General features: G+C 65.7%; 19 protein-coding genes, 1 pseudogene and 1 CRISPR repeat array. Of the genes and pseudogenes, 9 read left to right on the top strand and 11 right to left on the bottom strand.

What is annotated here, in order from left to right:
• The first annotated feature begins 51 nt into the window (after positions 1 to 51).
• A CRISPR array of direct repeats spans positions 52 to 379; the repeat unit is 28 nt; unit sequence TTTCTGAGCTGCCTATACGGCAGTGAAG.
• 130 nt (positions 380 to 509) lie between these two features.
• From cas6f to araD, 9 genes are all read right to left on the bottom strand, one after another.
• The gene (gene cas6f / locus AC27IQ_RS07815; protein ID WP_487089123.1) at positions 510 to 1076 is read right to left on the bottom strand and encodes a type I-F CRISPR-associated endoribonuclease Cas6/Csy4; all 567 of its coding nucleotides are present in this window, start codon (positions 1074 to 1076) and stop codon (positions 510 to 512) included.
• Between the two features lie 14 nt (positions 1077 to 1090).
• Positions 1091 to 2116 (bottom strand): type I-F CRISPR-associated protein Csy3, encoded by a 1026-nt coding sequence (gene csy3 / locus AC27IQ_RS07820; protein ID WP_487089124.1) that lies wholly within the window; start codon positions 2114 to 2116, stop codon positions 1091 to 1093.
• Between the two features lie 59 nt (positions 2117 to 2175).
• Positions 2176 to 3255, bottom strand: coding sequence for a type I-F CRISPR-associated protein Csy2 (csy2, locus tag AC27IQ_RS07825; protein WP_487089125.1), 1080 nt, complete (start codon positions 3253 to 3255; stop codon positions 2176 to 2178).
• The gene (csy1, locus tag AC27IQ_RS07830; RefSeq protein WP_487089126.1) at positions 3252 to 4667 is read right to left on the bottom strand and encodes a type I-F CRISPR-associated protein Csy1; all 1416 of its coding nucleotides are present in this window, start codon (positions 4665 to 4667) and stop codon (positions 3252 to 3254) included. The genes csy2 and csy1 overlap by 4 nt, the downstream gene beginning before the upstream one ends.
• A gap of 48 nt (positions 4668 to 4715) precedes the next feature.
• Complete coding sequence (gene cas3f, locus AC27IQ_RS07835) at positions 4716 to 8246, bottom strand: type I-F CRISPR-associated helicase Cas3f (protein WP_487089127.1); 3531 nt, start codon at positions 8244 to 8246, stop codon at positions 4716 to 4718.
• The gene (gene cas1f, locus AC27IQ_RS07840; protein WP_487089128.1) at positions 8243 to 9229 is read right to left on the bottom strand and encodes a type I-F CRISPR-associated endonuclease Cas1f; all 987 of its coding nucleotides are present in this window, start codon (positions 9227 to 9229) and stop codon (positions 8243 to 8245) included. The genes cas3f and cas1f overlap by 4 nt, the downstream gene beginning before the upstream one ends.
• Positions 9230 to 9380: 151 nt before the next feature.
• Positions 9381 to 10355, bottom strand: a complete 975-nt coding sequence (locus AC27IQ_RS07845) for a Bug family tripartite tricarboxylate transporter substrate binding protein (RefSeq protein ID WP_487089129.1) — start codon at positions 10353 to 10355, stop codon at positions 9381 to 9383.
• Positions 10356 to 10443: 88 nt separating this feature from the next.
• Positions 10444 to 11154, bottom strand: a complete 711-nt coding sequence (locus AC27IQ_RS07850; protein WP_487089130.1) for a ribonuclease activity regulator RraA — start codon at positions 11152 to 11154, stop codon at positions 10444 to 10446.
• A 17-nt stretch (positions 11155 to 11171) separates the two neighbouring features.
• The gene (gene araD / locus AC27IQ_RS07855) at positions 11172 to 12917 is read right to left on the bottom strand and encodes an L-arabinonate dehydratase (protein WP_487089131.1); all 1746 of its coding nucleotides are present in this window, start codon (positions 12915 to 12917) and stop codon (positions 11172 to 11174) included.
• Positions 12918 to 12997: 80 nt separating this feature from the next.
• Between araD and AC27IQ_RS07860 the strand changes: the two genes are divergently transcribed.
• Complete coding sequence (locus AC27IQ_RS07860) at positions 12998 to 13690, top strand: GntR family transcriptional regulator (protein ID WP_284430542.1); 693 nt, start codon at positions 12998 to 13000, stop codon at positions 13688 to 13690.
• A gap of 126 nt (positions 13691 to 13816) precedes the next feature.
• On the opposite strand, the gene AC27IQ_RS07865 is transcribed toward AC27IQ_RS07860, so the two are convergent.
• Complete coding sequence (locus tag AC27IQ_RS07865) at positions 13817 to 15055, bottom strand: DUF5666 domain-containing protein (RefSeq protein ID WP_487089132.1); 1239 nt, start codon at positions 15053 to 15055, stop codon at positions 13817 to 13819.
• A 497-nt stretch (positions 15056 to 15552) separates the two neighbouring features.
• Here AC27IQ_RS07865 and AC27IQ_RS07870 point away from each other — a divergent pair, with 497 nt between their 5' ends.
• Positions 15553 to 15858 carry a flagellar basal body rod protein FlgC gene (locus AC27IQ_RS07870; protein WP_272566450.1) on the top strand — a complete coding sequence of 102 codons (306 nt, stop codon included), beginning with the start codon at positions 15553 to 15555 and terminating at the stop codon, positions 15856 to 15858.
• A 198-nt stretch (positions 15859 to 16056) separates the two neighbouring features.
• Here the strand turns inward: AC27IQ_RS07870 and AC27IQ_RS07875 are convergent, their stop codons facing one another.
• On the bottom strand, positions 16057 to 16308 hold the full coding sequence (locus AC27IQ_RS07875) for a DUF2061 domain-containing protein (RefSeq protein WP_272550135.1): 252 nt from the start codon (positions 16306 to 16308) through the stop codon (positions 16057 to 16059).
• A gap of 173 nt (positions 16309 to 16481) precedes the next feature.
• Between AC27IQ_RS07875 and AC27IQ_RS07880 the strand changes: the two genes are divergently transcribed.
• From AC27IQ_RS07880 to AC27IQ_RS07910, 7 genes and pseudogenes are all read left to right on the top strand, one after another.
• Positions 16482 to 17543 carry an SPFH domain-containing protein gene (locus AC27IQ_RS07880; protein WP_284410690.1) on the top strand — a complete coding sequence of 354 codons (1062 nt, stop codon included), beginning with the start codon at positions 16482 to 16484 and terminating at the stop codon, positions 17541 to 17543.
• Between the two features lie 73 nt (positions 17544 to 17616).
• Positions 17617 to 19113, top strand: a complete 1497-nt coding sequence (locus AC27IQ_RS07885; RefSeq protein WP_487089133.1) for a DUF4178 domain-containing protein — start codon at positions 17617 to 17619, stop codon at positions 19111 to 19113.
• A 64-nt stretch (positions 19114 to 19177) separates the two neighbouring features.
• A complete protein-coding gene (locus AC27IQ_RS07890; protein ID WP_272566455.1) occupies positions 19178 to 19402 on the top strand; it encodes a DUF350 domain-containing protein in 225 nt (74 codons plus the stop codon).
• 191 nt (positions 19403 to 19593) lie between these two features.
• The gene (locus tag AC27IQ_RS07895) at positions 19594 to 20679 is read left to right on the top strand and encodes a Fic family protein (RefSeq protein ID WP_487089134.1); all 1086 of its coding nucleotides are present in this window, start codon (positions 19594 to 19596) and stop codon (positions 20677 to 20679) included.
• An 8-nt stretch (positions 20680 to 20687) separates the two neighbouring features.
• Positions 20688 to 20825 (top strand): annotated as a pseudogene (locus tag AC27IQ_RS07900) (type I restriction enzyme endonuclease domain-containing protein); the annotation flags it as partial.
• Positions 20825 to 22495, top strand: coding sequence for a polyamine aminopropyltransferase (locus tag AC27IQ_RS07905; protein WP_487089135.1), 1671 nt, complete (start codon positions 20825 to 20827; stop codon positions 22493 to 22495). The pseudogene AC27IQ_RS07900 and the gene AC27IQ_RS07905, both read left to right, overlap by 1 nt.
• A 30-nt stretch (positions 22496 to 22525) precedes the next feature.
• On the top strand, positions 22526 to 22645 hold a 120-nt coding region (locus AC27IQ_RS07910), incomplete at its 3' end, for a twin-arginine translocation signal domain-containing protein (protein ID WP_487089136.1).

Below are 22645 nucleotides of genomic sequence, written 5' to 3' on the forward strand. Positions count from 1 at the left end.
TGCCTATACGGCAGTGAAGAGCAGAGCTTCTTCGCGATCGACCCGGAAACCTTTCTGAGCTGCCTATACGGCAGTGAAGACCCACTGCTTGCGGTCGTTCGGATCGAGGTATTTCTGAGCTGCCTATACGGCAGTGAAGTGCGCGCTGGCGCAAGCGTCACCCGGCACGGCTTTCTGAGCTGCCTATACGGCAGTGAAGTTCGCGGAGGAGCGAAATCAAGCGCTGCAGATTTTCTGAGCTGCCTATACGGCAGTGAAGGCCAAGCGCATCGATGCGAGCTCTCGCATAGTTTTCTGAGCTGCCTATACGGCAGTGAAGCCACGTCGTTGCCCCACCAGCGGGCCCAGTGCTTTCTGAGCTGCCTATACGGCAGTGAAGTAGAGAAAAATCTCCCTAGCCTGTTGATTCATCAGTGAAAAACAGCTGCTGCCTCCATTCATCCCTTTTTGCTACCAGTACGCCCAAGTGCTTGATTTATAAAGGTTTTGGCAATGGCTCCAAAAAAGGGTCAAAACCAGGGAACCGTCGTCAGGGGGCTCAACCCATAAGCGCTGAAATGGCCGAGGCTCGGCACGGCTTGCACCGGACCGTGCTCGAGAAACAGGCGAAACGCCTGTCCTGTGCTGGAACTCTGCAGGTTCAGATAAGGCAAATCCAGCCGCCGCGCCGCGCTGTCCGGGATACGCCTTTGGGCTTCGGCTTCGTCATAGCCGTGTCGGCGCATCTGTCGGCGGCGCAAGCGCTCAGGGCTGCTGTGCACCTGCACGCGGCGCACCACCCGGTGTGCCGTGCTTCCAGGCACTGGGGCGACGCTGCCTGCCAGTACATGGTCGCGCATGCCTTGCAGCCAGGGCAACGCTTGCAGGCGTTTCAACGCGGGCTCTGTGCCATGGAGCCGCAGCGTGGCGCCCAGGTCCGTTCCTCGCGGGTTCAGCCCCGGAAAACTCACGCCGATCTCACCCGTTTCCAATTGCACTAACGCACGGTGCAGTTTGGAAAACAGTGCGTTGCGCAACGGGGTTGGGCTGAACTCCGGATCCGGCAGCAAAGAAAGGTCCATGTAATGCGTGGTCATGGTTGGCGCTCGACTCAGCTCGCATCGCCAAACACGCCGCCACGGATCAACGCGGCCATCACAAAGTGCTGTTGTTCGGTGGGGGGCACCTTGTCTTTCAGCAGCCATTCATCCAGCAGCGTGTAGAAATCCAGCTTCTGCTTCGGCTGCCGATACGCCTTTCCCTGGGTGGTGACAGAGCCGTAGGGTTCCACGGCAATCGGGCCCAGTTCGCCGGCGCCGTCGTACCAGGTGTCAATGGTACGAATGGCGTTGCCGATCTTCTGCGAGTGAATGGCAGCCACACCGTTGACGTGGTACAGCGTTTTGCTTTTGCCCGCGCTGCCCTTGTCCAGAATGAGTTCTTGCGACGGAAACACTTCTTGCCCCGCGCCTTGGCGCACAAAGGCCGTCACCTGCAGCAGCACATGGGTGCTGCCTGCCAGCCCGCCCGCGATGAGCTGCCCCAGCCCTTGCACCCCAGGTACTTCGGAACTGACAGCACCTACCGCGCGCGTGTTCAGCGCCAGGGCATCAAAAGACCAGGACTCAACGGCCTTGCCGTCTTGCAATCGTTCCACGATGACCTGAACGCGCTCGGCGCCAACGCGGTTGCGCCACAGAAAGCGGCCATTGGCCAGGTTGGCGGCGTAGCGCTGCGCGAGTTCGGCAAAGCCATGCTGCTGCACATAGCCCTGCACGGTCGTCAGCAGCTTGGCCTGATAGGCCGCGCCATTGCAGGCCGACGGGGTGCCTGCGCCACCCAGCACGCGCAGCGTGAACTGCACCTTGAGCGTGTCGGCCTGTGGGGGCAACGCAGCCACGTCCACGGTTTGCAGGTTGGGCTTTTCGATGGCAGCGTCCAGCTTGGCAGGGTCTTGGTCTTTGGCCTTGAGCCGATTGCTGATGGTGCCGCGCACCGACTTAGGCTGGATGGTGACGGGCTGCCAGGCATGCGATTGGGCTTGGTCGTCCCAGCGGCCAGCATGGAACACGGCATCAGACGGGTCGAGCTTGCGCTCGAAGGCCAGGACGGAAGCGGTGGCGAGTTTCTCGGTCATGGTGTCAATCCTTGAAAAATGGAGGGTGAATCAGGCAAGCGGGATAAGGCACTGTCTGCTCAGGTGTAGTCATAGGCCTCTTCGTCATCCCAGTCGCTGGCGGCGCCGGTTACGGCGTTGGCGCCATCCTGTCCAGGGAGCGGCCGATAGCCGTTGCGGCAGCGGTACAGACCCAGGGTTTCGTCGGTCTCGGCCTGCCATAGCAATTGCTGCAGGCTCTGAAGCCGATGCGGGCTGACCCATTCGCCCAGCGAGTACACCGACTCAACGAAGCGCACGGGCACCGTGGCATCTCGGGCATTGCGCACACTGCCTGCGGGATGGAGGGCCGTGAGCGCTGCATAGCCAACGGGGATGGGCACGATCCACCCGCTGCCTTTGGGCCGAAACGGATCCCCCCAGGCCACTTGACCGTCGATTGCAGGCATTCCGTCCGCGCTCAGCAACGCCTGATGGTTGAAACGGGACGCGTGCAGCCAGGCATCCAGCAAAGTGGCTTGTGCATGCGTCGCACGCAGTTGCTGCAAGCGCCCCATCAGCAGGTCGTCGCGCCCCACCAAGGCAAAGCCGGGTAGCCACTGCCGATGCCATGCGCGAAAGAGGCTGGCAGCTTCCACCGGGTCATCGGGCACGATATCCATCCATGGCCGCACGCGTTTTCCTGGCACGGCGCGCGAGGGCAGCACACTGCCGCCCGCCACGCGCATGCCCGCGAGGGTTTCACCAGCGATGCGAGCCCACTCCGCCCATTGCGCCTGATTGCCCTGCACCAGCACCGATGCCGTGTCAGGCGTGTTTTTTTCGGACACGGCGACCACCAGAGTGATCTGTAGATGCATGCGTCCCTCCTCCACGATGGCGGCGGTGCTTCCATCCTTGTCCACGGGATTGCGCGTCAGGTTGAAGCTGCGCACATAGCCGTGCGTCACCTGTTCCTGGTGGTGGTGGCAGACCACGCCCACCGCATGCAGGCGCAATGGCACACCGGCCAGGGCCAGCTTGCGCTCCAGCGCCCACATCAGCCCGGTAAAGGCCGTGATGGACGGAAAGCCGTGCGTGAGCGGGCTGGCGATGGCGTTGGCGTTCTGGATCCGCAGATGGGGGAGAACGAGAAGGGCCTGGGGTTGGGGTTGGCTCATGCGTCCTCCCCCGATGCCTTGGCCAGTTCAGCATGCGTTTGTCGGATGGGCACATAGTGCGGCGCGTCCAACTTGTCACGCATTTCGCGCAATCGCTGCCGGAAGCCGTCCTCATCGGTCAATAGCACTTTTTTCCACTCGCGCGCTTCGGCATCGCCCAGCGGCAGCTTGCCACGCAGCTGATCGTTCAGCCAGTTGGCAAAGCGCTTGCCGATGGCTGCAGGCCAGTCCATGTAAAGCCAATCGAACGCAAATACCGGCTCTTCCGGTAGCTCAGCACGCAGCGGGTCCAGCCAAAGCTGCTCTTGGTAGTTCAGCTTGGCAAAGCGTTTTTCCGGGTCATGCACGGTCCACCCCGGTGGCAGCAGTTGCTGCATCTCAGCGGCCAGCGAAACCAGTTCGTCCAGCAGCGTATCCAGCAGGGCTTCGCGCCGCTGGCGCGTCGCTTGGTTGGGCTCGGGGTCGGATTCGAGAAAATGCCGCAGTGCACGTACCGTCTGGCGTACCTCTGGGCGGACGATGAACAGGCGGTCGAACACCGATTCCGCATGCACGGGGAATCGCCCTTCACTGGATTTCCATTGGGGTGGCAGCGACGACAGGAGATAGTTCATGCCCCGTCGCTCGCTGTTGAGCTGGCTGATGTTCTGCGGCTTGGTCCCACCCATGTTCTGCACCGCCAGCCCGGGATAGACGTGATACGTGCCTTCGTGCGCTTTGCGCTCGCGCCGGGCCTGGCGGGCGGCTTTGTTGGCTTCGCCGAAGCGGTCTTCCTGCACCTGGGTATGCACGGCCTGGGCCAGCGACGTGGCGTAAAGCGGCGCGAGCAGGACATAGTCGCTGTCCCTGCCAGCATCTGCGCCCACAAGCCAATAGAGCTGCTTGGCGAGCGGGTGGCTGCTGGCGCCTCCGGCCCGCGGCTGGATGAGCGACACAAACGCGTCGCGCAACGCGTGGGCCTGCACAGGGTCCGCGTCCAGCGCCGCGAGGGCGTCGGGATCCTGGTCCAGCAGGGCGTTCAACAAAGTGCGCCCATTCACCTCCAGCTTGAGCAACTTGTAAACATCCAGCGCTGCCGCGTTGCCCACCACATCGCCGACAAAGCGATCGCCGAGGGCATGGCTGCCCAGATCATCCAGCGGAGGAAGTTGCCTAGGCTCCACATACAGATTGGTGCCACGCGCGTCCGGGTGGATGGGTTTGAGGGAGTGGGTGACGGCCTGGATTTGATGCACTCGCTTTGCAGCTTCTTTCAGCCACCTGCTCGGGTGGTGCTGAGTGATCAGTTCCTGACGCTTCGCATCCTCCCCTTCCTCGGTTTTATCTAGCTTGGCCCCCAGACGTTCTTTTAAAAACGCTTGTATGGCCTCCCGGAAACTGCGGTATGCGATGGGAATTTCAGCTTTCGGCATGACTTCGGCCTCCGCAGTTAGACGTTATGTATCGGCACTTCAATGACATCAAGACACCTCCTTCTTGTTGAATCCCAAAAGCTCATGAAACCGCCATCCCTGCTGCTGGGATGGCAAGCTGGCACCGGCATAGCGTTCAGCACACTGTTGCAAGGTCAAACCCTGGGCCTGCGCCAATTGGGTCAGTTCATGCATCAGGTTCACGCTCGACCAGGGTGAAACAGTGCGGGCGGCCAATGCGGCCTCCGGCACCCGATCCAGCAAGCTGTCCTCTATGCGCACGTAGAGCCTGTCGCCTCGGCCAGGCCCGTCATCGACGCGATGCAATTGCAAGGTGGATTCGTCTTCATCCGGCAGCAGGACCACGTCGTCGCGCGGCTGTGGGTCGTAGCGAAAGCGCTGGTATTGCGGCAGCAGGCCGGTGAGCCACAGGTTGCCTGGATGGGCCCAATGCAGGCTGGCTGCGCGGATGGGGGCGGTGGTGTCTTGACCGTCTGCATGGCGCGGCAGCATGCTGTCATGCATGCGGGCATGTTCCAAGTCCACCAGGTAACGGCGGGGCTGAAGCTTGCCGACGGCCACCGCAATGCGCGGCTGCGCATCCACCGCCCACGGCGCGTTGCCTTGTGCCGCGTGCGCCATCACATCGCGCAAGCGGTGGGACTTCAAGTGGAACCAGCGCGCTGCGTCGGTCGTACCGGCGGACTGCGAACCCATCTCGAACCCAGGCTTGCAAAATGCCGCTTCGCCGATGTGCTCGTACGACCGCAGGTTGCGGTCGAGTACCACCATGTTGGCATCTGCCACGCTACCCGGCCGATGACGGCGCACGCGGCCCGCCAGTTGGATCAGCGACCGCATGGACGAGGGCTCGACCACCGCCCAGTCGTAATCGTGGTCCCGGCCCACCTCACTGACGGGACTAGCCAGCACGATGAACAAATGGTGGTGCTCGGGGTGGGCGTCGATGAGCGCACGCAACACGGGGCGCTGGAGCACAGGGTCTTGCCCGCCACGGGCGCCGCGGCGATCGAGCAGGGTATCGAGCTGCTGCTCGATGACCGATCGGGCCAGCAGAGGGAATTGCGAGTGGTACACGCACAGATGCACGCGCACCCCGGGAGCCGGTGCACCCAACCGATGGATCGCCAAAGCCACGTCGTACAGCGGGGCAATGTTGGCCATGCGGATCAGTCCCAGGCTCACACGCTTGCCGCTGACGGAATCGATCATGTGATTGCAGGCCTGCTGGTGCAACTGCCAGGCATGGTGCAGCACCAGGCGTGCAAAATCCGTGCGCCGTTCGGCCTGGTCCATGTCACGCCACTCATCAGGCAAATCGGCGATCTGCGCGAGACGGCGCACTTCCGCCTGGGCCAGCCGAATCAACCGTTTTTGCACGTATTGTGTGTGTGCCACACGAAAAGCGGCACCATCGGCGCAGTCCTGCGTGGTCTGGTGGAACTCATCGATCCACAGGCAGCAAGGATCAACCGGCGCATTGGGCCTTTCGCTGCGATGCTGCTGGTACACCGCGCGCCCGGCACGGTAAGCGAGGAACAGTCCTTCCACCAGTGCCGGCGGCAACGTGGCGGACGACAGCAGCACGCGAGAACCCAGTAACCCTGCCCAATACACCAGGCGCGTCAAGGCAGGCAAATCGGCCATGTCGAAATCGTCTGGCTCGTCCAGTACCAGGTCGCCAGTCATGAGCCGCAGCATGGGTGCAATCTGGCGACCGCCACGCAGGCTTTCGGTGGCGGGGGTGAGATGGTCCACCGTGCAGACCAGCAACGGTGCGGCGATCAGCGCGCGGGCTTGGGCATCGTCGGTCAGGCGCTGCAGCAGGGGGTGCTGGTCGTTTCCCTCGTAGAGCACGGTACACGCTTCATCCAGCAACCGCTGGCGTGATGCAGAGCCCGTGGTCTCGGCCTGCCGCTCCCAATGGTCAAACAAAGCCCGGCTGGCTGCGCCGCCTACCTGGATGGCAAGTTGCTCCTCACCCAGCCCCAGATCGCGCTGGAAACTGCGCCCGGTTTGCAGCGTGAGCGTGCGCAACCCGATGGCGAACGCGCAACGCAGGCCCGTGGCAGGGTCGGCGAGCGCATTCATGATCCGGGCGTTGCCCAACGTCTTGCCGCATCCTGTGGAAGCCATGCTGACGATGAAAGCGCCTTGTGCAGCGGCACGGGTGCGCACGCTCGCAGCCAAGTCGGCAGCTTTGTCTTGCCAGGCGAAGCGGATGTCGGTGTTGCGCCTTTTCAGTGGCTTGTGGTTTTGCAGTGCGGGCAGGCTTCGCCCGAGGCTGGGCAAAGATCGCGCTATCAGCGTGGCATGCCCTTGAACGCCAAGCAGGTGTTCGTCCAACGTTTGATTGAAAAACGGCTGCCCGTGCTTCCCCCAAAGCCCCCTGTCACTATCTTTTTTGATTGCGTCCGTACAGGTATTGGCGTACAGCGGGTAGCCCGCGTTGCGATAGGGCAGGCGCCGTGGCTCGTCGCTGATGCTGGAATAGTGGTGGTCTGCCAACATGAGGCACAGGCGCGCCACATGCATGGTGTAGGGGTCATGCAATACGCCTGCGTCGCCCGGGGCTTGGGCCCGTGCCAGCAGTTTGCGGGCATAGCGCGCAGCCTGTTTGCGCCAGGCCAGTGTTGCCACAGGCAAGCCATGCGGAAAATGCCAGTGGACCTGTACGGTGGCGGTGGAGGCTTGCTCGCGGGGCTCGTTCCAATCAGCGCTGACGCGGGCCAGGGCCCCATCCAACTCTTTGCTGTTGACGAATGGGGGGCGGGCGCCAAAGCGGTGCCATTGGGCGCGAGGCAGGCTGATGTCCTCCTCATGGCTGCCCTCGGGCCGATGCACCGGAAGACAAGGCAAGCGATGGTGGGTGAATACCAGCCAAGCCACCGCTTGTGCGAGCGGAGGCATTTGGGCGAAAGGCAGATGCTGCGTGGCCTGCGGTTCATCAAGACCGTCGCGTAGCAATCGCCCTCCTGCGTGGTCCAGCCATAGCGCTTCGAACGCTCTGGTGTCCGTGGCGGCGTCGGCACAACAGGCCAGACGCTGCAGCCATGCAGCATCGTCATCGCGGCCCACAAAAGCCTGAAACAGGCGCACCGAGACCCATTCATGGCGGTAGTGGTTGCGCTCGCGCACACCGGGATTTCTCAGCCGGTCTTGAAAAGCTTGCGTGGCTTTTCCCAAATCGTGAAGCAGGGCAGCGAGCGCCGCCAGCGAAGTCATCAGAGGCAAGTGGTGCCAACTGCTTTCATCCTCTACGCGCAGGATGTTGCTGGCCGTGGTGTGGGTGGGGGTCGCGCCTTGCGCATTGAACTGCCGGCCATCGCCCACCACCCACAATAGCTCACTGTGGTCTTTGCCGCGGATCCAATGGCACGCGACAGCGGTATTTTTGCGGGCCGTTTTACGCAGAAGCCGGCGAACGCTGTCCAATCCATCCGCCGTGATGGGGGTTTGCCAGGTGCGGTCCCCACGCCGTTCCGCGAACTGATCAAGGATGCGGCGGGTTTCCGTCAAAGCCCGTTTGCTGCATTGGGATACGAAAAGGACGTTCACAGCGCCGACTTCTGTGCGTGCCTCGCCGTCTCCAATGCGATTGCCTTGAGCGTATCGATCATGAAGTCCAGTGATTCGCTGCGGGTGAGGGCGTCGATGCAGTGGTGGCGAAACTGCTGTTCATCGTCTCCCCGCATCGCCGAGAGAAAGGCCTGCGGCAGGATCGAGGCATCCTTCACCAAGTCAGCCGCATCAAAGACCAGCCCACCCCGCCGTGTCTTGCCGTGCAGCACTGCCAGGCCGTGGGGGAGACCCAACACCCACGTGGCGGTCGCGCCGAGCCCGTAGGCCAGATAGTTGCCGTGGTCCAGGAAGCGGTTGGCGGCATCGCTGCCGGTACCGCGTTTGGCGCGTGTGAAATCGCCATAGCCCGTTGCATCCACCGCCAGTTTGAAAAGCGCCTTGGTCAAACGCGCCTCATCGGTGAGCAAGGCGGTGATGTCTGGCGCATTGGCGATGTGCGCCATAAAGGGATCCAGCAAGTTTTGCAAGCGTTGCGCATCCACCGCGAATCCGGCCTCGCGCACAGCACGCGTGGTCCATTGCGTCCGCAGCCTTTGCAGCCGCTGGATCTGGAGGGCTTTGGCTGCCATCAGCCGCAGTTCTTCGTCGAACCAGAAACGCACCCACGCTTGCAGATACTCCGTCGGGCGATACTCGGACTGCGGTGCGAACCATGCCACGTCCACGTCCAGCTCATTGGCACTGAACAGCGGGGTGCCCCCGCCGCCCGCAAACCCCACCAACACGCCGGCTTTGGCCAGTTCACGCATGGCCGCCTGGGTAATCGAGGTGCCTGTTCCCAGCAGAATGCTGGTGGTATTGGCGATGGGAATATTCCAGTACAGGCTTTTCTTGCCGGCATCCGTCACATATTCAACCCTGCCACCATTGACCAAGACCCGGCAGTGCTCAAGGTAGTAGAGATTGGCCCGCTTGGAGTGGAGTATGGATTTGAGATCAGATGCGGCGATGTCTTCCATGGTCGCGTCGCAGTGTCCCGATTTTTCTTGCGCATCGCTTACATCCACGGCCTCCGATATTTCACAAGCAATGCATCGCCGGCAGACACTTTGACTTCCTTAGAGAGTGCAGGCCTCAAGCCAGGAGCAGGCCTGCGCACTTCCCCGTCGCTCAATCCGCCGAAGCCCCCGACTTCTTCACCAGTTCCGCCCAGCGCGGAATCTCCTTGGCCATGTGCGCCGCCAGCGCTTCTGGGGTGCTGCCCACGATGTCCATGCCCAGCTGCGTGTGCAGCTTGTCCACCACGTCCGGCTGCTTGAGGGCCTTGACGATCTCGGCGTTCAGCCGCTGCACCACGGCCTTGGGCGTGCCCTTGGGGGCGTACACGGCCTGCCAGGACGACATCTCGAAGCCGGCCACGCCCGATTCGATCATGGTGGGCAGTTCGGGCACGAGGGCGATGCGCTGGCCGGTGGTCACGGCCAGCAACTTCACGCGACCGGCCTTGGCCAGGGGCAGGGCGGCGGTCATCTGGTCGAACATGAACGACACCTGGCCGGCGGCCACGTCGGTGAGGGCGGGCGGCGTGCCCTTGTACGGCACGTGGGTGAGCTTCACGCCAATCAGGTCGCCGAACATCTCGCCCGCCAGGTGGGTGGAGGTGCCCGCGCCCGACGACGCGAACATGCGTTTGGACGGGTCTTTCTTGAGCAGCTCGATCAGTTCCTTGACCGAATTCACGCCCAGCGCGGGGTTGACGATGAGCACGTTGGGCAGCGTGGCCACCAGGGCCACGGGCTCGAAGTCCTTGACCGGGTTGTACGACAGGTTCTTGTACAGGCTGGCGTTGATGGCGTGCGTGCTGATGGTGCCCCCGAAGAGGGTGTAGCCGTCCGGCGGGGCCTTGGCCGCGTACGAGGCGCCGATGCCGCCGGCCTGGCCGGGCTTGTTGTCCACCACCACCGATTGCTTGAGCGCCTCGCCCAGCTTGTTGGCGAGCACGCGGCCGATGATGTCGGTGGAGCCGCCGGGCGTGAACGGCACGACGTAGGTGATGGGCTTGGCGGTAGGCCATTCCTGGGCGCCCGCAAGGAATGGGGCCAGGGCCAGGGCGGCCAGCAGGGCGGTGTGTCGGATGAATCGCATGGGGTTTGTCTCCGGGTGTCGTTGTGGTGCTGCGATGTGGGGAAGGGGGGAAGGCGGAAAAAGCGGTGCGGGCGGTGTGTGCCGGGTGTCAGCGGCCTTTCTCGGCGCGCCAGGCGGCGAAGTCGCCGTGGGTGGCGGGGTCGGTGGGCGGGTACAGGCCGATGATCGAGCGGCCTTCCAGCACCTTCTCGGTCACGAAGTCTTCGAAGGCGGCCATCTCGGTGGCTTCGGCGGCGATCTCATCGGCCAGGTGCGCGGGGATGACGATGACGCCCTCGCCATCGCCCACCAGCACGTCGCCGGGGAACACGGCCACGTCGCCGCAGGCGATGGGCCCGTTGATGTCGATGGCCTGGTGCAGCGTGAGGTTGGTGGGCGCCGAGGGGCGCTGGTGGTAGGCCGGCATGTCGAGCGCGGCGATCTCGGGCGTGTCGCGAAACCCGCCGTCGGTGACCAGCCCGGCCACGCCGCGCTTCATGAGGCGCGAGGCGAGGATGGAGCCGGCCGATGCGGCGCGCGCGTCCTTGCGGCTGTCGATGACCAGCACGGCGCCGGGCGGGCAGTCTTCCACGGCCTTGCGCTGGGGGTGGTCGGGGTTCTTGAACACGTCGATGGTGTTCAGGTCTTCGCGCGCCGGGATGTAGCGCAGCGTGAAGGCCTCGCCCACCATGTTGGCGCGGCCGGTGCGCAGGGGGTGGACGTTCTGCAGGAACTGGTTGCGCAGCCCCTTCTTGAAGAGGGCGGTGCACAGCGTGGCGGTGCTGACGTGGGCGAGGCGGTCGCGGGTGGCGGGGTTCAAGGGCATGTCTCCGGGGGTCAGAAGATGTCGGGCTCGGGCACGGGGGCGCCGAAGCCGGTTTCGAGGAAATCGAAGTCGCAGCCCTGGTCGGCCTGCAGGATGTGGCGGCTGAACATCCAGCCGTAGCCGCGCTGGTAGCGTGCGGGCAGCGGCGTCCAGGCGGCGCGGCGGCGGGCGAGTTCTTCGTCGCTCACCTCCATGTGGATGCGGCGCGCGGGCACGTCCACGGTGATGAGGTCGCCGGTTTTCACGAGCGCCAGCGGGCCGCCGATGTAGGCCTCGGGCGCGGCGTGCAGGATGCAGGCGCCGTAGCTGGTGCCGCTCATGCGCGCATCGGACAGGCGCAGCATGTCGCGCACGCCCTGCTTCACCAGCTTCGCGGGGATGGGCAGCATGCCCCATTCGGGCATGCCGGGGCCGCCCTGCGGGCCGGCGTTGCGCAGCACCAGGATGTGGTCGGCCGTGACGTCGAGGTCGGGGTCTTCCACCGCGGCCTTCATGCTGGGGTAGTCGTCGAACACCAGCGCCGGGCCGGTGTGCTGCTGCAGGTGCGGCGCGCACGCGCTGGGCTTGATAACGGCGCCGTCGGGCGCCAGGTTGCCGCGCAGCACGGCGAGCGCGCCCTCTGCGTAGATGGGGTTGTCCAATGGCCGGATCACGTCGTCGTTGAACACGGCGGCGCCTTCGATGTTCTCGCCCAGCGTGCGGCCGGTGACGGTGCGCGCACCCAGGTGCAGGTGCTGCGGCATGCGCGACATGAGGCCGGGCAGGCCGCCGGCGTAGTAGAAGTCCTCCATCAGGTAGGTGTCGCCGCTGGGCCGCACGTTGGCGATCACCGGCACGTGGCGGCTGGCGGCGTCGAAGTCATCCAGCGTGACGGCGCAGTGCGCGCCCGCGCGGCGCGACATGGCCACCAGGTGGACGATGGCGTTGGTGGAGCAGCCCACGGCCATGGCGACGTTGATGCCGTTCAGGAACGATTCGCGGCTCAGCAGCTTCGCCGGGGTTTCGTCCTGCCAGACCATCTCGACGATGCGGCGGCCGCTCTCGGCGCTCATGCGCACATGGTTGGCGTCCGGCGCGGGGATGGACGAGGCGCCCGGCAGCGTCATGCCGATGGCCTCGGCGATCGCCGTCATGGTGCTGGCCGTGCCCATGGTCATGCAGGTGCCGTGGCTGCGGGCGATGCCGCCTTCCACCCCGAGCCACTGCGTCTGCGTGATCTGGCCGGCGCGGCGCTCGTCCCAGAGCTTCCACGCGTCCGAGCCCGAGCCCAGCACCTGCCCGTTGTAGTTGCCGCGCAGCATGGGGCCGGCGGGCACGAAGACGCAGGGCAGGCCCATGCTGATGGCGCCCATCAGCAGGCCGGGGCCGGTCTTGTCGCAGCCGCCCATCAGCACCGCGCCATCGACCGGGTGGCTGCGCAGCAACTCTTCGGTCTCCATGGCGAGCATGTTGCGGTAGAGCATGGTGGTGGGTTTGACGAAGGCCTCGGCCAGCGAGATGGCGGGCAGTTCGATGGGAAAGCCGCCCGCCTGCAGCACGCCGCGCTTGACGTCTTCCACCCGCTGCTTGAAGTGGCCGTGGCAGGGGTTGATGTCCGACCACGTGTTGACGATGGCGATGATGGGCTTGCCCACCCAGTCTTCGGGCGCGTAGCCCATTTGCATGATGCGAGAGCGGTGGCCGAAGGAGCGCAGGTCGTCGGGGGCGAACCAGCGTGCGCTGCGCAGGGACTCGGGGGGGCGGCGGGTCGTCGTCATAGGCTCCATCACAGTTTCGGCGCATTAAAGCACTAATATATTAGTACGTCAAAATCGTGCGGTGCGACAATCCGCCGCCTATGAACGTGAGAGACAAAGTCCGCCTCGACCGGTCGCGCCACGCGGCGCCGCAGATCTTCGAAAAGCTGCGCGCGGCCATCGTGTCGCTGGACCTCACCCCCGGCACCGTGCTGGCCCGCGCCGAACTGGCCGAGCGCTTCGGCATCAGCCAGACGCCCGTGCGCGATGCGCTGATGCGGCTGGGTGAAGAAGGGCTGGTGGACATCTTTCCGCAGCACGCCACGGTGGTGAGCCGCATCGACGTGGCCGCCGCGCGGCAGGCGCACTACCTGCGCCGGTCCATCGAGCTGGAGGTGGTGCGTACGCTGGCGCTGCAGGGCGGCGAGGCCGTCGCCCGGCGCCTGCAGGCCCAGATCGGCGTGATGCAGGCCGCCGCCGACCCCCTGGAGCCCGAGGCGTTCTCGCAGGCCGACCTGGCGTTCCACCGCCTGATGTACGAGGCCGCCGAGGTGCCGCGCCTGTGGGAGCTGGTGCGCAGCCACTCGGGCCACGTGGACCGTCTGCGCCACCTGCACCTGCCCAGCGCGGGCAAGGCCGCGTCGGTGCTGGCCGACCACCGCCGCATCGCCGAGGCCATCGCGCAGGGGGACGCATCCGGCGCCCAGGAGGCGCTGCGCACGCACCTGTCGGGCACGCTCAGCCAGGTGGACGAGATCTGCGCCCGCCATCCGGAGTACGTGAACGCCGACTGAAGGCGGAGCGCAGCGGACCCGGGCGGCTCGGGGCGAAAGGCGCCCGCGCCGGCCCATGGTCAACCCCATCGGCCTCCAGCGCAATATCTACTAGGGCATATCGCTATTTAATTGATAGCAATCGAATCAGGCAACGAACCGGATGGTCTGCGCCACCAGGCCGAAGGTGCCGGCGGCCACCTGCGCCTGGATCTCCACGGAGCGGTTCTCGGCCAGATCGGACGCGGTGCCGCCCTCGAAGCGGGCGCTGGCGTAGTGGACCGGCACGCCGCGCACCACGATCACCGAGGCCGCCGGGATCACGCGCTGGATCGATCCCTTCACGTCGAAGCTGCGGCTGGCCAGGCTGCCGGCCTCTTCCAGCGCGATCTCGCTCGCATTGAACTGGCCGCTCACGAACACGCCCTTCACGTCCACGCGCCGGCCCAGCGCCAGGCCCGCAGGCGGGTTGGCCACGCCGCTGGCGTTGACCGGCACGCCGTTCACGCTGAAGGCCGTGTTGCTGGTGAACGCGGTGACGTAGCCCTTGAGTTCGACCGCCACGTTGCTGCCGCTGGGCAGCGTCACGCTGCTGGCGGTGGTGCGCAGGGCCGAGGCCACCCAGCGGCCGGACGCGTCGGGCGCCGTCTGCAGCTCCACGCGGGCGTACTGCCCGTTGGCGATGCCGGGGGCCTGCGACGCGACGGCGCCGTAGGCGATCACCGCGCCGCCGATGCGGAAGGTCTGCGCCGTGCCGTCCAGCCCGGCGACCACGCCGCGCAGCTTGTAGCGGGTGGGCACGGGCTCGTCGCGCACCACCAGCGTGGCGCTGTACAGCCCGTCGGGGTTGCGCAGGCCGAACACCTGCACCACCTGGCCCACCGCCAGGCTGGCCGCGCCATTGGGCAGGTTGTCGCTGTAGAGCGTGGCATCGGCCCACTGCACGGTCTGGCCCAGCACGGCGAAGGTGCGGGCGGCGGTGTCGATGGCGGTGATGGGCCCCTCGATCTCGCTGCGCAGGCTGATGGTCGAGGCCACGGAGCGGCGCAGCCCGCTGGCGTCCACCGCGATGCCCGAGCCGTTCACCTCCACCACCATGCCCAGCCGCAGGGCGGCGGTGGTGACGGCCTGGCCGGCATCGTCCAGGATGCGCGCGGCGGTGTCGTCGTAGCGCAGGTTGTTGACGATGATGGAGCCGAAGCCGCTGATGGGGCCGCTGGAGAACGACGCATCGGCCGTGCTGCCGACGCCGGAGACATCGCCACCGCCGCCGCCCCCTCCACCGCAACCGAACAGCGCCAGGGTGGCGGAAGCCGCGCCACCGGCCAGCAGGCGGCGGCGCGCGGGGGATGACGGGTGGACGGCGGGGAGCAAGGTGGACTGCATGGAAACCTCCGAAGGCGATGGGATGTTGAAACGGCGAGGCCGGGCGGCGCTGGCGGTTGAGCGGCCAGAACCGATGCCGCGCGCCACGCCAGCGCCTGGCGGCATCTTGGAATCACCGGTCGCGCCGATGATTTCAATATGTGTACTTACTTGTTCAGTTTTAGAAGGGATTTGGCCACGGCGCCGACCGGGCTTTGGCGGGGCGCCTGTCTCGATACCTCTCGATACCGCGCCCGGCGTGCGCTGCGGCGCGCAGCCGAACGCCGAGCCGACCGTGCAGCCACAGCCATTTCATTTCGAAACACTTGTGTACGCTTTAGCGTTTCGCGCCACGCCGGGCCCTGCGTGCCCTGGTGAAAAAACCAACGCCTCAGCCATGCCGAAGCCAGCGCAGGGGGCCTGCGATCGTTCCCAGCCGTTTTCACGGCCGGGCTGGTCATTCCTGCACCTGCGGCGGATAATCCAGGCACTTCCTCGCCCTCCACCGGAGCACTCCCATGGCCTCTGTTTCTTCGATCGCCGCCTCCGGCCTGCGCGCCGCCCAGGTGCGCATGGATGTCTCCGCCAACAACGTCGCCAACATGAACACCCCCGGCTTCAAGCGCCAGACGGTGGACCAGGAGGCCGTGGCCTCCCAAGGCGGCGTGGCCACCACCAATGTGGGCCGTGCGGCGCAGGAAGGCGCCTCGCTCGAGGCCGACGCGGTCGACCAGATCTCGGCCACCTATGCATTCAAGGCCAATCTGCAGGTGTTGCGCACCGAAGACCGCATGATGGGCTCGCTGCTCGACACGCGGGCCTGAACCGCCGCATACGCCTCTTAACCGTCCGCTGGACCAGCCCGGGCCGACGGCACCCTGGCGGCCCTCTTTCCTTTTCCTTCCTCGCTCAGACCATCACAGCGCGCCGGCCAGGCCGGCCAGCCGCTCGATCAGCCAGTGATGAAACGGCCCGCCCGCCTGCCGGGGGCGTGAATCCGAGGTGGTACTCATGGCCGTGCCTCAAGCCGCCAGGGGCGCATCGCCGGCCGCTGCCGCGCGGCGGCGGGCCGCCCGCTCCCAGGCCTTTTCGTGGAAGAAGAACGCCACCGCCTGCACCGTGGGCTCCAGCAGGCTCAGCGTGATCGAGGCGACCAGGTTGCCGGTGACCGCGTAGGCCACCAGGGCCGCCACGCAGATGTGGATGAGGTAGTAGCTGCCCGTCTTCATGAGGGTGGGCAGGTTGCGGAGCGTGGCTTGGCGGATGCGGGACATGGCGGACTCCTGTGGGGCGATCTCGGATGGGAACGAACAACTGCACGAATGCTAGTGATTCGCATTGGCGAGCGCCAATTGATCGTGTCCAACGCCGCGATAGCCAAGCCCCGGGGCGCCGCTATGATGGCCGCACTTTCCAACCCTCCGCACACCTCGAACGGGAGCACCGCATGGCCCTCATGGACTTCATCAAGAAACAGTTCATCGACATCATCCAGTGGACCGAGGACAGCGACGGCACGCTGGCCTGGCGCTTCCCGATGCGGGACATGGAAATCCAGAACGGCGGCACGCTCGTGGTGCGCGAGTCGCAGATGGCGGTCTTCGTGAACGAAGGCCAGGTGGCCGACGTGTTCGGCCCCGGCACCTACAAGCTCACCACGCAGACGCTGCCGGTGCTCACCTACCTGAAGAACTGGGACAAGCTCTTCGAGTCCCCGTTCAAGAGCGACGTGTACTTCTTCAGCACGCGCCAGCAGGTGGACCAGAAGTGGGGCACGCCGCAGCCCATCACCATTCGCGACAAGGATTTCGGCGCCGTGCGCCTGCGCGCCTTCGGCAACTACGCCTTCCGCGTGGCCGACCCCAAGCTGTTCCACACCGAGATCTCGGGCACGCGCGCCGAGTACACCGTCTCCGAGATCGACGGCCAGCTGCGCGGCCTGGTGCTGCAGAACATCAGCAACGCCATCGCGGGCAGCGGCCTGCCGTTCCTCGACCTGGCGGCCAACCAGGTGATGTTCGCCGAGGCCCTGGCCAAGGAACTGCAGCCCGCGTTCGCCAAGATCGGCCTGCTGCTGGAGGGCATGACGGTGCAGAACGTCTCGCTGCCCGAAGAGCTGCAGAAGATCCTGGACCAGAAGATCGGCATGGGCATGGTCGGCAACGACATGGGCAAGTTCATGCAGTACCAGACGGCGCAGGCGATCCCGAAATTCGCCGAAGGCTCGGGCAACGGCGGCGGCGGCATTGCTGGCGACGCCATGGGCCTGGGCGCCGGCGTGGCGCTGGGCCAGGTGCTGGCGCAGAACCTGCAGCAGGGCCTGCAGGGCCAGAACCCCGGCGCGGCCCAGCAGGCCGCCGCTGCCGTGGCCGCCGCGCCTGCGGCGGGCGTCAAGCCCGAGGACGTGATGGCCACGCTGGAGAAGCTGGGCGAGCTCAAGGCCAAGGGCATCCTCACGCAGGAGGAGTTCGACGCCAAGAAAGCCGAACTGCTCAAGAAGCTGGTCTAGTCTTCGCTATCGATTGAATAGCATCCTGCCCAATCGATACTAGGGCAGGAGGCCAAAAAACACTCAAAAAAACATGGCCGAGAGCGGCACCCAGCGTACCTACCGCGCGCCCTGCCCCGGCTGCGGCGCGCCGGTCGAATTCAAGAGCGCGCAGTCCACCCACGCCGTCTGCCCCTACTGCCAGAGCACGGTGGTGCGCAGCGGCGAGGTGCTCACGCGCGTGGGCAAGATGGCCGAGGTCTTCGACGACCACAGCCCCCTGCAGCTCATGGCCAGCGGCCGCATCGTGCTGGACGGGCAGGACCTGCCCTTCACGCTGATCGGGCGCCTGCAATACAAGGGCGACGCCGGCACCTGGACCGAGTGGAACGCTTTCCTGGAGGACGGCAGCACCGCCACGCTGGGCGAGGACAACGGCGCCTACGTGTTCACGCGGCCGGCCGCGGCGGGGCGTGAGTTGCCCGCGGCCGAGCAGTTCCGCGTCGGCATGACCACGGCGGTGGCCGGCAAGCCCTACAGCGTGGCCGCCAACGTGCAGGCGCAGCTCATCTCCGCCCAGGGCGAGCTGCCCAAGCTGCCGCCGCTGGGCCACCCGTTCAGCATGGTGGAGCTGCGCAGCGCCGACGGCGAGGTGCTGTCGATCGACTACGGCAGCACACCCCCGAAGGTGGACCGCGGCCGGGCCGTGCAGCTCGACGATTTGAAGCTGCAGGGCCTGAAAGACGCGTCCGCCAAGGACGAAACCGGCCGGCAGTTCAACTGCCCGAACTGCGGCGCGCCGGTGCCCGTGAAGCTGGGCAGCACCAAGAGCCTGACGTGCCCGTCGTGCCACAGCCTCATCGACCTGTCCAGCGGCCTGGGGGCCGAACTGCGCCACGCCGTGCAGGACGAGCCGGTGAACCCGCTCATCCCGCTGGGCCAGACCGGGCAGCTGGAGGGCGTGCACTGGCAGGTGGTGGGCTTTCAGCACCGCATGGGGGTGGAGCCGGGCGACGACGAGCACTTCGGCTGGGATGAATACCTGCTCTACAACCAAAAGCGCGGCTTCGCCTTCCTGGTGGACGCGACCGACGGCTGGAGCCTGGTGCGGCCCACCACGGGCGCGCCGCAGCTAACCGGCGGCGGCCAGAGCGCCACCTACCTGGGCACCACCTACCGCCTGTCGAGCCAGTACGACGCCGAGACCACCTACGTGGCCGGCGAGTTCTACTGGCCCGTGGAGCGCGGCCAGAAAAGCGCCAACCGCGACTTCGCCAGCAGCACCGGCCGCGGCCTGCTGTCGATGGAGCAGACCCCGCGCGAGATCACCTGGTCCAGCGGCAGCAAGATCGACAGCGCGGTGGTGGCGCAGGCCTTCAAGCTCGGCGGCCAGCAGGACATGTTCAAGCGCGAGGACGCCGCGCCCCTGGCCAGCGCCACCAGCCTGGGCTGCGGGACCATCATCGTCATTGCGATCGTGCTCATCATCCTGCTGCTGCTCATGAGCAACTGCTCGGGATCGTCGGGCGGCGGCTACCGCAGCTCGGGCGGCTCCTTCGGCGGGTATTCCAGCGGGGGCGGGCACAAATGACGAAACGGCGACGCCCCTGCGCTCCCTTGTTGCAACCCCTTTTCATCTGACGGAGGTCATCATCATGGCTCTTGAATGGCTGCGGCCCGCCGCGTTTTTCGGCTCCATCCTGTTCGCGCTCATCGGCGTGCTGGTGTTCTGGGTGAGCTTCATCATCATCGACAAGCTCACGCCCTACGACCTGTGGGCCGAGATCGTCGAGAAGCAGAACAAGGCCCTCGCCATGGTGGTGGCGGCCATGTGCCTGGGCATCAGCATCATCGTGGCGGCGGCGATGCACGGGGGGTGAGGTGGTCCAGTAGCGCTGGGTACCCCGGAAACCCTCTGGCTTTCGGCCGCTGAACGTCGGGCCATGCAAAATCCGCCGTTGGCTGGCAACCCATCCCATGTATAAAAAACGGCTTTTTCTATACAGATGCTGGCTAACATGTATAGAAAACCGGCTTTTCTATACACATCACAGACCAGCCCTCGCCCACCATGCCCGTCCTCCTCGCGCTCGAACAGCTGGACGCCACCCGTTTCGACACACCCGCCATTCTCAAGAAGCTGGCCAGCAGCAGCCGCCGATTGGCTGAACTCAAGGGTATTGCGGCGTCCATTCCCAACCAAGGCATCCTGATCAACACGCTGGGCCTGCAGGAGGCCAAAGACAGCTCGGAGATAGAGAACATCGTCACCACGCACGATGAGCTGTTCAAGGACGATGTGCTGCCTGAAGCGTTTGCCAACCCCGCTGCCAAAGAAGTGCTGCGCTACCGCCAAGCCCTGCGGGTGGGGTTTGAGCAGGTACGCAGCAGTGGTCTGCTCACGGCCAACCACATCATCCAGATCCAAGGCGAGCTGGAGCGCAACAATGCAGGCTTTCGCAAGCTGCCTGGTACGGCGCTGAAAGACGGCGCCGGCCAGACGGTATATACGCCGCCGCAAGACCCCACCGAGATCGTCGCGCTGATGGGGGGGTTAGAGCGGTTTCTGAACGATCCAGACCTGTTTGCCGCCGACCCGCTGATCAAGATGGCGCTGGCGCACCACCAATTCGAAAGTATCCACCCGTTCTACGACGGCAATGGCCGCACCGGGCGCATCGTGAACGTGCTGTATCTGGTGAAGGAGGGGCTGCTCGATATTCCGGTGCTGTACCTGAGCAAGCACATCGTGCGTACCAAGACCGAGTACTACCGCTTGCTGCAGACGGTGCGGGACCACGACGCCTGGGAAGATTGGGTGCTTTACATGCTGGACGCCGTGGAGCAGACCGCGGCCCAGACCCTGGTCACCATCCATGCCATCAAGACAGCACTGTTCGACTACAAACACCGCATCCGGGCGCAGCACAAGTTCTATAGCCAGGACTTGATCAACAACCTGTTCACGCACCCTTACACCAAGATCGATTTTTTGCAGCGGGATCTGCAGGTCTCTCGGCTCACTGCCACCAAGTACCTGGATGCGCTGGCGGCCAGCGGCTTCGTTCAAAAGCAAAAGATCGGGCGCGGCAACTACTACGTCAATCAGGCATTGAACACCATCTTGCTGGGTGAGAACAACGAGGCCCGGCCATGACCCGCATCGAGAGCGCTCGCACCAGCCTGCGGCCGACGTTCAAACGCATCCTGCGCAAGTACAAATACCCGCCCGACAAAGCCGACAGCGCCGTCGAACTGGTACTGCAGCAAGCCGAAGCGCTGGGCGAAGCATGGGAGCACTGATGCCGGACGCTTCGTTGCCCACCACCACAGCCAGCGCGGCGCCCGCGCCGCGCCCCATCGACATCGCGCTGCTCGCCAGCGTCTTCGTCGTCGCCGCCTGCGGCCTGCTCTACGAGCTGGCGGCCGGCGCGCTCGCCTCGTACGTGCTGGGCGATTCGGTACTGCAGTTCTCCACCATCATCGGCACCTACCTCTTCGCCATGGGCGTGGGATCGTGGCTGTCGCGCTACTTCGAACGGCAATTGCCCGCGCACTTCCTGCGCATCGAACTGCTGGTGGCCCTGGTGGGCGGCGCGCTGCCGGCCACGCTGTTCCTGGCCAACGCCTACGCGCCGGGCGCGTTCCGCGTGCTGCTGTACGGCATGGTGCTGCTGGTGGGCACGCTGGTGGGGCTGGAGATTCCGCTGGTGATGCGCATCCTCAAGCGCAACGCGGTGCTGAAGGACCTGGTCTCGCAGGTGCTCACGTTCGACTACCTCGGGGCGCTGGCGGTGTCGCTCGCGTTCCCGCTGCTGCTGGTGCCGCACCTGGGGCTGATCCGCACGGGGCTGCTGTTCGGCCTGATGAACGCGGCGGTGGCGCTGTGGGCGGTCTGGCTGTTCCGCCACGAGCTGCGGCGCCTGCGCGCGCACGTGCTGGCCTGCGTGGCCGTGTTCGGCGTGCTGCTGGCGGGGCTGGTGGGCGCGGAGCACATCACGCGCTTTGCCGAGGACAAGTTCTACCAGGACCGCATCGTGGTGAGCCGTGCCACGCCCTACCAGCGCATCGTGGTCACCGAGGGCAAGGCGGGGCACCGGCTGTACCTCAACGGCAACCTGCAGTTCGCCGAGCGCGATGAGTACCGCTACCACGAGGCCCTGGTGCACCCGGCGATGGCGGCGTTCGCCTCGGGCGGCGCCGGGCCGCGGCGCGTGGCGGTGCTGGGCGGCGGCGACGGCATGGCGGTGCGCGAGATCCTCAAGTACCCCTCGGTCGAATCGGTCACGCTGGTCGAGCTGGACCCGGCGATGACGCGCCTGTTCACCGACGACCCCACGCTCGCGCGGCTGAACGGTGGGGCGCTGTCCAACCCCAAGGTGCATGTCGTGAACACCGACGCGTTCCAGTGGCTGCAGCAGGGGAGCGTGGGGGCGCAAGACTCCAGCGCCGCCGGGCCGCCCCAAGGCGCGGGGGCCCCCTCGGGGGGCAGCGAACCACGCGCAGCGGGGAGCGTGGGGGCGCAAGACTTTTTCGACGTGATCGTGGTGGATTTCCCCGACCCGACCAACTTCGCCATCGGCAAGCTCTACACCAACAGCTTCTACGCCCTGCTGGCGCGGCGCCTGTCCGCCAGCGGCTACGCCGTGGTGCAGACCACCTCGCCCCTGGTGGCGCGCCAGAGCTTCTGGACAGTGGTGCAGACCATCGAATCGCTGGGCCTGCGCACCGCCCCGTACCACGCCCATGTGCCCAGCTTCGGCGAATGGGGCTTCGTGATCGCCAGCCGCCGCCCCTGGCACCTGCCGCAGGCGCTGCCCGAGGGGCTGCGATTCCTGTCGGTGCCCACGCTGGCGCTGCTGTTCGACTTTCCGCGCGACATGGCGCGCGTGCCGGCCGAGGTCAACCGCCTGTCCAACCAGGTGCTGGTGCACACCTACGAGCAGGAGTGGGGTAAGGTGGCGGCCCACTGACCGCGCTGGCCGCCCGGCCGCACCGCCCACATGCAACGCCGCCAATTCCTCGCCGCCTCGGCCACCTCGGCCGCTGCCGCCGCCCTTGCCGGGTGCGGCGCCCCGCCCGAACTGGAGGGTGGCTTTGCCGGCATCGACATGGCGCGCGGC

Source organism: Acidovorax sp. KPB24-07, assembly GCF_057543315.1.

Coding starts and splice junctions, on each gene's coding strand:
- csy3 (WP_487089124.1), bottom strand. CDS start 2,116: ATGACCGAGAAACTCGCCACCGCTTCCGTCCTGGCCTTCGAGCGCAAG.
- AC27IQ_RS07890 (WP_272566455.1), top strand. CDS start 19,178: ATGGCTCTTGAATGGCTGCGGCCCGCCGCGTTTTTCGGCTCCATCCTG.
- araD (WP_487089131.1), bottom strand. CDS start 12,917: ATGACGACGACCCGCCGCCCCCCCGAGTCCCTGCGCAGCGCACGCTGG.
- csy2 (WP_487089125.1), bottom strand. CDS start 3,255: ATGAGCCAACCCCAACCCCAGGCCCTTCTCGTTCTCCCCCATCTGCGG.
- cas6f (WP_487089123.1), bottom strand. CDS start 1,076: ATGACCACGCATTACATGGACCTTTCTTTGCTGCCGGATCCGGAGTTC.
- AC27IQ_RS07870 (WP_272566450.1), top strand. CDS start 15,553: ATGGCCTCTGTTTCTTCGATCGCCGCCTCCGGCCTGCGCGCCGCCCAG.
- AC27IQ_RS07845 (WP_487089129.1), bottom strand. CDS start 10,355: ATGCGATTCATCCGACACACCGCCCTGCTGGCCGCCCTGGCCCTGGCC.
- cas1f (WP_487089128.1), bottom strand. CDS start 9,229: ATGGAAGACATCGCCGCATCTGATCTCAAATCCATACTCCACTCCAAG.
- AC27IQ_RS07860 (WP_284430542.1), top strand. CDS start 12,998: ATGAACGTGAGAGACAAAGTCCGCCTCGACCGGTCGCGCCACGCGGCG.
- AC27IQ_RS07885 (WP_487089133.1), top strand. CDS start 17,617: ATGGCCGAGAGCGGCACCCAGCGTACCTACCGCGCGCCCTGCCCCGGC.
- AC27IQ_RS07875 (WP_272550135.1), bottom strand. CDS start 16,308: ATGTCCCGCATCCGCCAAGCCACGCTCCGCAACCTGCCCACCCTCATG.
- AC27IQ_RS07865 (WP_487089132.1), bottom strand. CDS start 15,055: ATGCAGTCCACCTTGCTCCCCGCCGTCCACCCGTCATCCCCCGCGCGC.
- AC27IQ_RS07895 (WP_487089134.1), top strand. CDS start 19,594: ATGCCCGTCCTCCTCGCGCTCGAACAGCTGGACGCCACCCGTTTCGAC.
- csy1 (WP_487089126.1), bottom strand. CDS start 4,667: ATGCCGAAAGCTGAAATTCCCATCGCATACCGCAGTTTCCGGGAGGCC.
- AC27IQ_RS07905 (WP_487089135.1), top strand. CDS start 20,825: ATGCCGGACGCTTCGTTGCCCACCACCACAGCCAGCGCGGCGCCCGCG.
- AC27IQ_RS07880 (WP_284410690.1), top strand. CDS start 16,482: ATGGCCCTCATGGACTTCATCAAGAAACAGTTCATCGACATCATCCAG.